This window comes from Planctellipticum variicoloris (assembly GCF_030622045.1).
GTDB lineage: Bacteria > Planctomycetota > Planctomycetia > Planctomycetales > Planctomycetaceae > Planctellipticum > Planctellipticum variicoloris.
Genome location: NZ_CP130886.1, coordinates 1,294,834 through 1,308,599, shown reverse-complemented (window position 1 = coordinate 1,308,599; position 13,766 = coordinate 1,294,834). Strand labels below are relative to the sequence as shown.

Here is a 13,766-nt window from a genome sequence, read left to right as displayed (position 1 = left end):
AACCCAAGGGTCAACGAGCCCGGCCGTCGGGGGTTCATCCGGGTTCCGCAAAGATTGCCCAGCCCGCAGACTCTGGCGATTCGGGATCAATTCCCGGCAAACAGAGCATCGACGAACCGGTCCGGATTGAACAGTTCGAGGTCGTCGATCTGTTCACCGACCCCGACATACTTGACGGGAATCCCCATCGCCTGCCGGATGGCGACGGTGACGCCCCCCTTGGCGGTGCCGTCCAGCTTGGACAGGACGATGCCCGTACAGCGAACGGCCGCGGAGAACGCCTTCGCCTGGTTCAGCCCGTTCTGCCCGGTCGTCGCGTCGATCACCAGCAGGCTTTCGTGGGGCGCACCGGGGATTCGCTTTTCAACGACGCGAGTAATCTTCTCCAGCTCTTTCATCAGGTTGGCCTGATTGTGAAGCCGTCCCGCCGTGTCGATCAGGACGACGTCGACGCCCGCCTTGACGGCTTCGTCGCAGCCGGCGAACGCGACGCTGGCGGGGTCGGCGCCGCTCGGGCGAGTGACGATCTGGCATCCCAGCCGCTCAGCCCACATCGCGAGCTGCTCGACGGCGGCAGCACGAAACGTGTCTCCCGCCGCCAGCATGACCGATTTCCCCTGGCTGGTCAGCAGCTTCGCCAGCTTGGCGATCGAGGTCGTTTTGCCGGTCCCGTTGACGCCCGATACCAGAATCACCGTCGGCTTCTGATCGGAGAACGTCAGCGGCGACAACGGTTTGTCCGGATCCCAGGCGATCTCCTCGGAACCCCGGAGCAGCTCTTTCAACTTCCCGCGGACCGTCTCCCAGACTTCGTCCACATTGACGGTCCGGCCCAGATACCGCTTCCGCAGCTCTTCGACGATTTCGCCGGCCGCCAGCACGCCCATGTCAGTCCGGATCAGCCGGGCCTCAAACTGCTCCAGCCGGTCTTCGTCGAGGATCTCGCCCGCGCGGAACAGATCCCGCACATCGGTCTGCAGCAACTGCCGCGTTTTCTGCAGCCCCTGCTTCAGCTTGTCAAACCAGCCCATCGCCTCAGCGCCTCTGCGTGTCTCTCAATCCAGCCAGCGGACCACCGCTTCTCCAACACTCTACCACGGACGGCAATCAGACGGCAGGCCACCGTCAGACCAACTCGCGAAGCGAGAAATCAGGAACTCACAATCCGAGGCAGAATCTGCGAAGTCCTGGCAACTGACAACGGAGAGGCGATCCGGAAAACCCCGCTGGGGTCCCTCAAGTTGGGCGGGGGAGGGGTGGCTAGTGATTAGTGGCTGGTGGTTAGTGGGGAGAAGGCGGGGGTGGGGGAGTTGGTTTGCCGTGGATGCCGCAATTCGGCAGGCGGGAGCCTGCCCTACCGCGGCGGACGAGGACGTCCACCGTACGTACCGCGATCGGCTCCGGCGGGTCGGCTTTCTTACTGCCGTCCCGCCGGAGTCCGTCTGGCGGTGATGTTGCACCGGTGGAAGTCCCGGCGGTTCAAACACATTGATCAGGTTCGCCGGCTGTTGGGCCGGGTGAACGGGGAAAAGCTCGACGTCGAGGCTGTGCGCACGCGGGGTGCGCCCCTCGGGCTCTCCTTGCGGAAAGCCCGTCGCTGGGCCCTGATCAGGCCCGGTTTGACGGGAATCGTCCGGAACGCCGGCGGTGGCCCGCCGACGCGCATGCTCCTATGTCCCCGTCATAAATAGCGAGTTTGTTGCGCGGAATTCACATAAGAGGTGGTTGGTGGGTCGTGGATGGTGGATGGGGAGGAAGACGAAGAGGTGGTGAGTGAGGAGTGCGGAGGAGCCGGAAGACGAAAACGACGCGGAGCGTCTGAAGAGGCGTTCCCAGGCGGAGCCTGGGAACGAGGGGATGCGAATCCGGACAACTGACAACTGACAAATCACAAATCACAAATCACAAAGAACCAAGTCCAAAAGAAAAACCGCCGCGATCCAGCCCAGGGATCGCGGCGGCCGAGGTCTTGCGACAGGGGCCTCGGACGAAAGCGTTACGGCGAAGTCGCACTGACACCCAGGAGTTCTTCTTCTTCCTCCTGGATGACGATTCGCGGCGTCACCATCAGCATCAGACTTTCGGTCTCGCGACCGACGCCGGTGTTCTTGAACAGGCGGCTGATGTAGGGGATCTTATTGAGGATCGGCACACCCGACATGTTCCGGCCTTCCCGCAACCGCTTCACGCCGCCGAGCAGCACCGTGCCGCCGTCAGGCACGCTGACGGTCGTCGAGGTGTTGACGGTTTCCACGACGGGCTGCTGGACGGTGATTGTGGTCGAGGCGCCCAGATTGTTATTGCCGCCTTGCTGACCTTGCTGGCCGCCTTGGCCGCCGCCGCCGCCAACACCACCGCTGACGCCCTGAGCCATGATGGCGTTGACCATCTGCGCGGCCGAGCCGATGCTCCCTCCGATGCCAAGGCCGGGACCGCCCTGCTGGCCCTGCTGGCCCTGCTGGCCGCCCTGCTGCCCCTGCTGGCCGCCCTGCTGCCCCTGCTGGCCGCCGGTGCCGCCACCGGCGAAGGAGAACGTGAAGACGTCGGTCACGCTGAAGAACTGCGGCTGGACGGTCAACCGGACATACCGGCGATCGGCCGACACCACGGGCGTGACCGTCAGGAACACGCCGTCAGGGACGAACTGGATGATCGGCTGGAAGCCTGTGGAGAAGAAGCCCACGGTCGGCACCACGCTGATCACGAACGGACGGGACACGTTGTCGGTGATGAAGCCGGGGACGCCGTTGAACGTCGTCACCTTCGGAGCGAACATCAGGTTGGTCCGGGCGTCGCCCTGAGCCGCCTGAATGAAGAAGAAGGCTTCGATGTCGCTCAGAATCGCCAGCCCCATCTGGACGCCGGCCTGCGGGTTGTAGCCGCCGAACGTCGGCACGCCGACTTCGAACGACCCCTGCTGGAACGGAATGTCCAGGCTCGGATTGAAGGTGCCGGGCTGATTCAGTCCGACGATCGTCCCGCTCTTGTATTGATCCACGTTCGTCAACTGGCGGGTCGGCCCCTGCGTAAACAGTCCGCCGGTGGTCGTCGACTGGCCCTGCTGGCCCTGCTGCTGACCGCCGCTCTGCTGACCGCCGCTCTGCTGGCCACCCTGCTGACCGGACTGGGTCGTTCCCGTGAGACCGAAGCCGGGCAGAATCGGGGTGCCGAAGGCGTTCAGCGGCCGTCCGGAGTTGTCGTAGGTCGGTCCGCCGACGGAGTCCTGAATATTGAAGTCGAAGTCGATGCCGATCCGTTCGAAGAAGCGGTCGGTCACGGTCACGAACCGGACTTCGATCGTCACCTGCAGATCCTGCAGGCGGCGGAGCTGATCCAGCAGGTCCGCGATTTCCTCGTGAACCTTCTGGGTCTGGCGGATCACCAGGCTCAGCGTCGTTTCGTAGTGCTGCACGGCCCCTTTGCCGCCCCCTTCAATCCAGGAGTCCGGCGAAATCGTCGACTGCAGCAGCTCGGTCAGCGTGTTGAAGTCGGTGTTTCGGGGGCCGCCCGTCCGTCCGGCGACCGGCTGCGGTCCCAGACCCATCGCCCCCGGACCCATCTGAGCGAAGCCCTGGCCGCCGGCCATGGCCGCGCCCATGATTCCCTGCGGATTGGCGCCCATCGCCATGGGCGACATCCCGCCCGCCCCCGGCATCATCATCTGGTTGGCGCCGAAGTTCCAGGGCATTCCGTCGCGGACGTCCGGCACGGGAATCGGCACGACGAGGTCGGCGACCGAGTAGGTCCGGACTTCGAGTTCGCCCTGTTGACGAATCCGGCTGGTGATCTTCAGCACTTCGTCCTTGATCATGTAGCCCAGACCCTGGGGTTCCAGAATCAGGTTCAGGGCGCTGCGAACCGTGATCCCGTCGACGTCGATCGAGACCGGGTAGTTCGAGTTCACCCCTTCTTCTTCCAGTCCGGCGCTGTCGACCACGATGTTGATGTCGGCGAGCGTGCGGATTTTGGCGATGATATCGCCGAGGGGGACGTTGTCTTCGTGGAGCGAGATCCGCCGCCCGAGGCTCTCCTCGATCTTCCGCTCTTCGGAAGAGCGGGGGCGGTTGTCGACGCCGTAGCGTCCCTTGCGGCGATTCGTGATGTCCTTGAAGTCGTCGCCGAACTTGAGAGGATTGGCGTCCCCGACTTCGACGACGACCGCGGTTTCCACGTCCCAGAGCTGATTGTAGAAGGACTTTTCCTTGGCGTCCTTCAGGTTGTCGATTTCGTGAACGCGCCGTCCAAGCTGGGCCTTCATGACCAGGCTCACCGCGACGGGATCGCGAGGATTCAACAGGGCCGCCTTCTTGGCGACGACTTCGGCGTCGGCGAACCGGCGCTGCTTCATCAGTTCGTTGAATTCGTCGACCAGCTTGGCGAACTCCTGCTCGATGCGGATCTTGTTCGCGTTGTCGATCTCCACGACGTTCAGCGTTTCCGTATTCTTGCGGCTCTGTTCCAGGTTCGGCTGCTGACGGGTGATCTCCGACTGCAGCGAGGACCGGGTCTTGTTGAGCGACCGCAGCAGGACCGCGGACTGCTCTTCCGGCAGGCCGGCCCCTTCCACGCTCGCCATCGCCTGATCGACCAGGTCCAGAGCCTTTTCCGGATCCTTGTCCCGCAGACGTTCGGCCTTGAAGACGGCGTTCAGCGTTTCCGTCCGCAGACGGTCGAACTGCACCGAGTGCTGCTGTTCGGCGGCCCCGATGGCGTCCGGCGCCCCGCTCAGGACCGGTTCTTCCACTTCGTTGCGGACGCGCTGGATCCCCTTGTCGCCGCGGGGCGACAGATCCCGCAGGTAGTCCTGCAGTCGTTGCGCCTGGGCGCGGTTGAGCTGCTCGCCGGTCTGGTGGGCCGCCAGGAACGCGCTGTAGGCGCCTTCGCGGTTGCCGCGGTTCAGCTCGGCCAGCCCCTGGCTGTAGAGTTCGGCGGCTGACAGTCCGGCCGTCGTCACCGTCGCCACGGCGGGCTCAGCCCCCCACTGATCGTCGGCGGCCTGATGGCCGGCGGCGGCGATCGAGCCGGGTGCGGAGTCGGGAATCGACCGGGCGGCCGGTTCGGCAACTCCGGCAGCGGCCGCAAACGATTCGTCCTTCATGGCTCCGGCGGTATTCGACGGACGGGACATCTGAGCGATGTCGGCCAGAACGACTTCGGGGCGATCGTCGAACAGCTCGTAGGGGGCCTTCAGTTTCTCGGCGTCGCTCGCCAGACGGCGAGCTTCTTCGAGCTGGCCGGCGGCCAGGGCCTGGCGGGCCTGGCCCAGCAGGACCTTGGCCTGCTGCTTGGCGTCGGTTGCAGGGCGACCGCCGTTCTTCTGAGCGACGTTCTGGAAGGCCATCCGGGCGTCGATGTCCTGCAGGACGAGCTCCGGCTGATCTTCGAACAGCTTGTAGGCGACCTGGAACTCGGAGGCCTGAACGGCCTTGTCGCGAGCGGACTCCAGATTGCCGGCTTCGATGTCTTTTCGCGCCAGTTCGAGCAGAGCGGCGACCTTCTGCTTGTCCGAATCCGTGGCGGCTGCAACCGGCGCGGAGGAGGCGCCGTTGGACTTGGCCGCATACGTCACTCCGCCGGTCCGGCGGTCGACGTCGTTCAGCACCAGCTCGGGCCGATCTTCGAACAGGTCGAACGGCACGTCGAGCGCCTTCGCCTGCAATGCCTTCTGCCGGGCTTCTTCGAATCGCCCGGACTTGATATCCGCCCGCGCCAGTGCGACGAGCTGAGCGGCCTGTTCCTTGGGGGATCCGGTCGGGGCGATCGCCGAGCTCGATTCTTCGACCGCGGCGGTCTGTTGAACCGGGCCTGCGTCGCGAGCCCATTCCGGCCAGTCGGCTTCGCCGCCGGCGCCGGCCTGCAGTTTCGCCAGCAGAGCGGTTGGGGTCGCAGCCCCCTTGGCGAACGTCAGTTTCGCCTCGCGGGAGATCTGCTCCGCCTGTTTCGCCAGGCCCATTGCTTCGGACGTCTTTCCCTTCTGGTGGGCGTTCATCGCCTCCACCATCAGGCGTTCGACCCGCACGCGAGCGGCGTCGGTGACGTTCTTCGGCAACTTCCCGTCGGTTCCGCCCGGTGCGACGACCACGTCGTTCGCAACACCCTTGGCCGGAGCGGCCGGAGTGATCGCGAACGGGTCGGCGTCGGAGGACTGCCCGCGAGTCGTCACCCCGTTCTGCCGGTTGAGCCGGCCGAGGCAACGGGTCAGGTAATCCTGAGCCTGCTGACGCTCGGTGGTGGTCAGACCACTTCCGGCGGCAGCCGCGGACTGCAGATCCGTGAGGGCTTCGGTGTAGCGACCGCGCAGATACAGCTCCTTGCCGTGCTTCAGCAATTCGCGAGGCAAGCGCTGGACCTGTCGGGCCTCATTCGGATCGACGCCCCCCAGGAGCGTCTGATCCTCGTACTGCAGATTGGTCAGTCGCAGAACCGCGATGACCAGACATGTACCGCCGATCAAACCAATGATTCTACCCAAGGTCGATTCCTCCTTCCGGTCTTGGGATACTTCACCGCTCGAAATCGCATTCGTGATCCGGCGGGATGTCAGCGGCGGTGACCGCTGTCGCGGGGACCAGCGAAGGTCCCAAACCCGGACTACACGTCATTTCACGACGAGCCGCACGGGACGGACGGTCCCGGGCGGCCCGGCGTGAGAAATTCAGCCTGAGCCAGCAAACTCTGACAGGAGACGAGATTGGCGGGCGGGTCATAGTCCATACCGTCAAAGACGGTCAATATGTTTCGCCGCCACGATCGGCGGTCGCCCCGCGAATTTCCGGGAGCCGCATCGAAATCGGCAGGAGCTGCCGGCGGGACTCTTCCGGCCCGCTCGGAATTCCTCAAGTCGGGCTCGACGAGCCCCGGAATTCCCGCACTCGCTGGCAATTCGCGAGGTTGGCGGTCGCGACGGTCAGGCGCAGAGCGAATTGACGGCTCAGAGCGAGAAACGGCGGCGAAATTCCTCTGCGACGGACGTCCGTCGGCGTCGCAGTCGGTGTCGCAGATTGTGCCGCCCTGGCAAAGAGGCCGACGGACAAGGATGTCCGTCGTACTTTAAAAGATGGCGGCCGCTCGGCGGCGATTGCCGTTCTGGCGTTGCTTCTCCGCTCGTTGCCGAGTCAACGTCACATGTTCGTTTTGGCGTCGGTCGCCTCGCCCAGGACCCCGTTGAGGGCTGCGTTCAGCTCGCCGTCGTGCTGGTGGTCCTTCGAGTAGATCCGGAACACGCAAAAGCTGATCGGCAAGGCCCGGAACAGGTCGTCGTCGGACAGCTCCTGCGGCGTGCCGACGGCCGGGTCCAGCAGGAAATTCTGGCCGCCCGTCGGCAGCCTCCCGCTGGGCCGGTGATAGTGCCGGGCAACGTCGATTTTCAACGGGAGTTCCCGCAGGCCGGCCGGGAGTCGTTCCCGGACTCGCCGCAGAACCAGATCGGGCTCGGAGAAGATCGTCGTCCGCTCCGCCATTCCGGAATGGAAGTTGAGCGTCCGCTCGCAGGCCATTTTCCACGTCACTTCGCGGCAAAGCACCTGCCGCCAGCGCTCGCCGAGATCGCGCAAGGCGGGATCGGCGGCGTCGGCCCAGCGCTGAACGTCGACGAGGAACGACGATTCCGTCAGCCGCCGGTACTTACCGAGCTGGTCGAGCGGATTTCCCTGAAACAGATGGGGCATCGTCTCGGGAAACAGCTCCTCCAGCGACAGATCGACTGCCCGCACCGTGCGATGGAAGTAGACCGTGCGGAACAGGTTGGCCCGCGTTTCGATGAAGTTGATCAGCGTCGGCAGTCCGCGGACGTGAATCGTCAGCCCGGCGGGCGTGAAAAATGTGTAGTGCAGGATCCGCGACAGGTCGAAAGCCTTCGTGTTGTAGCCGGTCATGTAGGCGTCGCGGAGCACGAAATCCATGTTGTCGACGGTGTAGATTCCGCTGAAGAGCGACCGCAGCTTCCGCAGCCAGTCGGGATGTCCCTCCTCGTCGGCGCTTTCGCGTTTCGGCCGGCGGATCAGCCACGAAATCTGGCGCGGGTCGAGTTCTTCCAGAGGCTGCAGGTGCCCGCGCGGATTCCGGCGGACTTTCCGCAGCAGATCCCCCAGTTCCTGCTCGATGATCGCGGCCCCGACGTCCTCATGCGTGACGCCGAACTGGCTGAGATAGTGATCGTCGAAGAAATGGCCGAACGGACCATGCCCGACGTCGTGCAGCAGCGCCGCCATCCGCAACAGGCTCTCGACGCAGGCCCGCGAAGGGACATTCCGGCAGGAGTCGCACAGCGAGTCGTACCAGCGGTCGATGGCCTCGCTCGCCAGATGCATGGCCCCCAGAATGTGCTGAAACCGCATGTGTTCCGCTGAGGGAAACACCCACCAGGCCGTCTGCAACTGGTGAATCTGCCGCATCCGCTGGACCCACGGATGATCGATGATGTCCTGTTCGGCGACTTCTCCAATCGGGAGCCCGGACCGCGCAATGAACGGGATGTACCCGTGCACGGGATCGTGGGACAGGCTCTCGTTGAGATAGTCGCGTGGCATTCCGCCGGCTCCGTGCACCAAAAGTCTCTCCGTTCCGGCCCGCAGGTACGGACCGGCCGCGGGCATCCTAGCACAGAACCGCCCGCCTGCGGAGATCTCCCGGACCGATGGCCCGGAGAAGCGCTATCTCATTCCGGAAACACGAGATACGACACCCGTTGCGACGCTTTTCACGAACCGCCGGACCGGTCGTCGAATCCGGCGGCGATCCCAATTCCGGGAAGCTTGCGACATTGCAAACGAGACGGCTGCACGAGCCGTCGAAAGGAACGTTTAATACTGATACACACCGGAGCGGGGTCGCCGGCTCGCCACTCCGAGCCGCCCCCGCTCCCCGAGGAGCTTGCCATGCGATCCGTGATTGCAATTCTCGTTCTGAGCTTGTTCGTCCCGCCCGCACTGGCTCAGTCGCGGGGCTACAGTCGCGGTTCGATGATGCGGATGATGCAGCAGCGGCAACAGCAGTTGCAGGCGATGCAGAAGACCGCCGCGGAACAGCAGGCGAAATCTCTCGCCGCCCAGCAGGCCGCCGAGCAGAAACATCGCGATCTGCACAAGCAGGCCAGCGCTGCCCGCCGGGAGAAAGAGAAATCGTTGCGAGAGAAGGCGATCGCCCGGCGGAAACTTAGCGCGACGGCGTCCACAACGCGGGAAAACCCAATGGCGACTCCCGCCAAAGCTGCGGGGGGAAGCGTGATTCCGTCCCGGAAGCCGGTTGCGGCCGAGGGCACGAAGTCGCCGTAATATGACTCCACAAAAGGAGTTAAAATCTCATTGAGTTGGAACGGGAGTGCGTTGCTGAAGGACTTTAGGGGGGCGTCGAGTTCGATTGGGGGCGGGAACGGCCGCTGGCCGACACATCAAGATACGTCAATTTGTTCGCCGGGAACCCGTTGACGAACCGCCATACCGCGAACTAGACTTTACAGATCAACATCTGTTGAATTCTTGCCCGATGGCCGCATGGGCAAGAGACTCGGCAGCCTGTTGCCCCGCCGATCCGACGTTTGCCCCGCTCCGGAAGGAGTCCCTCCTCATGATGAACTTCTTTGGTCGCCCTCAGCGCTACTGTGATGGCCTCTCCCGCCGTTCGTTTCTCCAGGTCGGCGGTTTCACCTTCGGGTCGGCCGCCTGTCTGTCGATGACCGACATTCTGCGGGCGGAAGCGGCTGCCGGGACGCGATCCTCGCATAAGGCCGTGATCAATATCTTCCTCGGCGGCGGTCCGCCCCACCAGGATATGTGGGACATCAAGACCGACGCCCCGCGCGAAATCCGCGGCGAATTCGACCCGATCGCGACCAATGTCCCGGGCATCGAAATCTGCGAAGTCTTCAAGCGTCTGGCCGGCATGGCCGACAAGCTGGCCTTCATCCGTTCCGTCGTCGGGAACGATGGCGCGCACGACGCCTTCCAGTGTCTGTCGGGCTGGCGCCGTCAGGACAGCGCCTCCATCGGCGGCCGACCCTGCATCGGTTCGGCGATTGCGAAGCTCGAAGGCCCGGTCGATCCCGGAGTGCCGCCCTTCGTCGCCCTCGCCGACAAGACCCAGCACGGCCCGTGGTCCGAACCCGGTGCTCCCGGCTATCTCGGCGCGGCCTTTCAGGCCTTCAAGCCGCAGGGCGAAGGAATGGCGGATCTCCGCCTCAATCCCACGATCAATCTCGAACGACTCGAATACCGCAAGCAGCTCCTGGGCGATCTCGACAACCTCCGCCGGGATGTCGACGCCACCGGCATGCTCAGCGGGATGGACGCCTTCTCGCAGGCCGCCTTCGGAGTCCTCACTTCCAGCCGGCTGGTCGACGCCCTCGACCTCAGCAAGGAAGATCCCCGCATCCGCGAACGCTACGGCGACGGCAAGCCCTACAAGTACCAGTACGACGGCGCGCCCACCTGCAACGACCAGTTGCTGATGGCCCGCCGGCTGGTCGAAGTCGGCGTCCGCTGCGTGACTCTCTCCTTCGGCCGCTGGGACAGCCACGGGGCGAACTTCGATCTCGTCCGCGATCATGGCTCCAAGCTCGACCAGGCCGTCAGCGCCCTGATTGAAGACCTCGACAGCCGCGGCATGCTCGACGACGTCACCGTCGTCGTCTGGGGCGAGTTCGGCCGGACGCCGCGGATCAATCCGCAGGCCGGCCGGGACCACTGGCCGCAGGTCAGTTGCGCGTTGATGGCCGGCGGCGGCATGCGGACCGGCCAGGTGATCGGCTCGACCAACCGGCTGGGCGAATACGCCAAGGACCGCCCGGTCGACGTGCAGGAAGTCGTCGCGACGATCTACAAGAACCTCGGCATCGACCCCGGTTCGACCACGTTCCGCGACCCGACCGGCCGGCCGCAGTACCTCGTCGAACACCGGACGCCGATTGCCGAGCTGGTCTGAGACCGACTGCAGAAATCAGCATTGATCAGGCCCGCCGATGAAAGTCGGCGGGCCTGTTTTGTTTCATCGGGTGCGAACAACACGTAGGGCCGGTTTCACCGGCCGCATGGTTGCGATCGCCAAGAGGCCGGTGGAACCGGCCCTACACGCGCAGATCTTCGCCCGCACGACTGAGTTCGCTGGCGTATCGCTTGCGGATCGGGTCGACGATCTCTGCCACGAACTGATCGACCTGCTGCGGCGCCCGGCCGATGAACTTTGCCGGGTCGAGCGCCCCGGTCAGGTCGACCTTTGCAAACGCGGAATCGCCGGCCAGCCGCTCGATCAGATCATTCGGTTTGCCATGTTCTTTGACCTGGCGGCCCGCTTCCTGGCTGTGGACGCGGATTCGTTCGTGGAGGTCCTGGCGGTCGCCGCCGGCCCGCACGCCGGCCATCAGAATCTCTTCCGTCGCCATGAACGGCAATTCTTCCCGCAGGTGGTGCTCGATCACCCGCGGATAGACCACCAGCCCGTCGACGATGTTGCGGAACAGGATCAGAATTGCGTCGGTCGCCAGGAAGGCCTGCGGGATCGTCAGCCGGCGGTTGGCGCTGTCGTCCAGCGTCCGCTCCATCCACTGCGTCGAGGCGGTTTGAGCGGCGGACGACGTCAGGCTGGTCACAAACCGGGCCAGGCCGCACATCCGTTCCGAACGCATCGGGTTCCGCTTGTAGGCCATCGCCGAGGAGCCGATCTGGTGCTTCTCGAACGGCTCTTCCAGCTCCTTCCGGCTCTGCAGCAGCCGCATGTCCGAGCCGGTCTTGTGGGCGGATTGCGCGATCCCTCCCAGCGTATCGAGGACGTGGGAGTCGACCTTGCGCGTGTAGGTCTGCCCTGTCACCGCGTACTTGTCGGCAAACCCCAGCTTGCGGACCACCAGCCGGTCGAGTTCTTCGACCTTGGCGTGATCGCCATTGAACAGCGCCAGGAACGTCGCCTGCGTGCCGGTCGTCCCTTTCACGCCGCGCAGTTTGAGCGATGCGATCCGGTGTTCCAGTTCTTCCAGATCAATCACCAGGTCGTAGCACCAGAGCGTCGCCCGTTTGCCGACCGTCACCGGCTGGGCCGGCTGCAGATGGGTGAAGCCCAGGCACGGGAGATCGCGGTATTGCGAAGCGAAGGCCGCCAGCCGGTCGATGACACCCACCAGGCGCGAACGGAGCAGTTCCAGACCCTGCCGCAGCAGGATCAGGTCGGTATTGTCCGTGACGTAGCAGCTCGTCGCCCCGAGGTGGATGATGGGCCGGGCGGTCGGGCAGACGTCGCCGTACGCGTGGACGTGAGCCATCACGTCGTGCCGCAACTGTTTTTCGTAGCGGGCGGCGGCGGCGAAGTCGACGTCGTCGACGTGACTGCGGAGTTCGGCGACCTGCGCCTCGCTGATGTCGAGCCCCAGTTCGCGTTCCGCCTCGGCGAGGGCGACCCAGAGCCGGCGCCAGGTCGAGTGCTTGGTCTGGGGCGACCAGAGGCGGCTCATTTCGTCCGACGCATATCGGCCGATTAATGGGTTGTCGTAAACGTGGTGCTCCACGCGCAAAGTCCTGCTGTCGAAAGGGAAACGGGTACGCCAGACCTCGTCGCGAAGTCGGGCGGAATTGGCGGGGAAGGCTCTCCGGCAACTCCGGAGGGGGAGGTCGGAGTTCGCGGGAATCCCGAGCAAAGGTTTTCCCGCCCGGTTTCCGCCGGTATCATCCCCGGAAGATTGTAACGCCCTGCCGGGCGACCTGAAACCGCCCGGCGACTTCCCGAACCGTGGATCGACGTCATGCCTACCCCCCTGGAATCGCTGGTTGCCTGCGGAACGAAACTCTGGCTGGACAGCATCGATCCCGACCTCGTCCGGGAAAACCGCCAGTTCGGCGCGACCGGCGCCACCTCCAATCCGATCATCATTTCCGACCTGCTCAAGACCGGCCGGTTCGACGACCAGATCCGCAAGCTGGTCGCCGAGGGGCTGAGCGACGTCGATATTGCGTGGGAAATGACCGACCGGCTGGTCCGGCAGGCACAAGAGGTCTTCCACGACGTCTGGGTGAAGACCAAGGGGAACGACGGCTACGTCAGCTTCGAGCTCGACCCGCTCCTCGAAGCCGCCGACTGCCCGCTGACGGTCGCCGAAAAGGCGAAACAGTACGTCGCGCTCGGCAAGAAGTGGGCGGCGGGGCACGAGAACCGCATGATCAAGGTCCCGGCCACGCCGGGCGGACTGGCGGCGTTGGAAGAGCTGGCCGCGGCGGGAATCACCCTCAATGTGACGCTGCTCTTCACCCGTCGCCAGTACGAAGCGGCCCGCGACGCCGTCTGGCGCGGGGCTCAGCGTCGCAAGTCGCTGGACGGTTTCAAATCGGTCTACAGCATTTTTGTGAGCCGGATTGACGTCTATACCAAGCAGCAGGTTCCGACGTTGTCCGCTGCCGCTCAGGGACTGGTCGGCATCGTCAACGCGCAGCGGCTGTGGCAGGAGAATCAGCAGTTCTGGGCCGATAAAAAACTGCCTCTGCACCAGGAATTCATCTTCGCCAGCACCGGCACCAAGGACCCTGCCGACTCGCCGGACAAGTACGTTGCCGCGCTGGCCGGTGCGGACATCCAGACGAACCCGCCGGGGACGAACGCCGCGGTGCAGAAGCTGGCCGGCAAGGTCTTTACCCGCAAGGTAGACCAGCTTCCGTCGGCTGCGGTTCTGGCCGAGATCGACGAGAAGATCGACTTTGCGAAGCTGGAAGAAGTCCTGATGAGCGAAGGTCTGGCCAAGTTCGCCGACCCGTTCAAGAGCCTGCTGGCGACGATCGCCGGCAAGCGCTAGT

At 64.5% G+C, this 13,766-nt stretch carries 7 protein-coding genes; 3 read left to right on the top strand and 4 right to left on the bottom strand.

Features of this window, described 5'->3' with window-relative positions:
- Positions 1 to 86: 86 nt before the first annotated feature.
- The 3 genes from ftsY to SH412_RS05145 all read right to left on the bottom strand — a co-directional run bounded on the left by ftsY (position 87) and on the right by SH412_RS05145 (position 8,528).
- On the bottom strand, positions 87 to 1,031 hold the full coding sequence (gene ftsY, locus SH412_RS05155; RefSeq protein ID WP_336522445.1) for a signal recognition particle-docking protein FtsY: 945 nt from the start codon (positions 1,029 to 1,031) through the stop codon (positions 87 to 89).
- Between the two features lie 965 nt (positions 1,032 to 1,996).
- Positions 1,997 to 6,472, bottom strand: coding sequence for a hypothetical protein (locus SH412_RS05150; protein ID WP_336522444.1), 4,476 nt, complete (start codon positions 6,470 to 6,472; stop codon positions 1,997 to 1,999).
- Positions 6,473 to 7,121: 649 nt separating this feature from the next.
- Positions 7,122 to 8,528, bottom strand: coding sequence for an HD domain-containing protein (locus tag SH412_RS05145; RefSeq protein ID WP_336522443.1), 1,407 nt, complete (start codon positions 8,526 to 8,528; stop codon positions 7,122 to 7,124).
- A gap of 348 nt (positions 8,529 to 8,876) precedes the next feature.
- Between SH412_RS05145 and SH412_RS05140 the strand changes: the two genes are divergently transcribed.
- The gene (locus SH412_RS05140; RefSeq protein ID WP_336522442.1) at positions 8,877 to 9,272 is read left to right on the top strand and encodes a hypothetical protein; all 396 of its coding nucleotides are present in this window, start codon (positions 8,877 to 8,879) and stop codon (positions 9,270 to 9,272) included.
- A 292-nt stretch (positions 9,273 to 9,564) separates the two neighbouring features.
- On the top strand, positions 9,565 to 10,917 hold the full coding sequence (locus tag SH412_RS05135; RefSeq protein ID WP_336522441.1) for a DUF1501 domain-containing protein: 1,353 nt from the start codon (positions 9,565 to 9,567) through the stop codon (positions 10,915 to 10,917).
- 142 nt (positions 10,918 to 11,059) lie between these two features.
- On the opposite strand, the gene purB is transcribed toward SH412_RS05135, so the two are convergent.
- Positions 11,060 to 12,490, bottom strand: coding sequence for an adenylosuccinate lyase (gene purB, locus SH412_RS05130; RefSeq protein WP_336522440.1), 1,431 nt, complete (start codon positions 12,488 to 12,490; stop codon positions 11,060 to 11,062).
- A gap of 234 nt (positions 12,491 to 12,724) precedes the next feature.
- Here purB and SH412_RS05125 point away from each other — a divergent pair, with 234 nt between their 5' ends.
- Entirely contained in the window at positions 12,725 to 13,765 is a 1,041-nt protein-coding gene (locus SH412_RS05125; protein WP_336522439.1) for a transaldolase family protein, read from the top strand.
- Position 13,766: the final 1 nt, after the last annotated feature.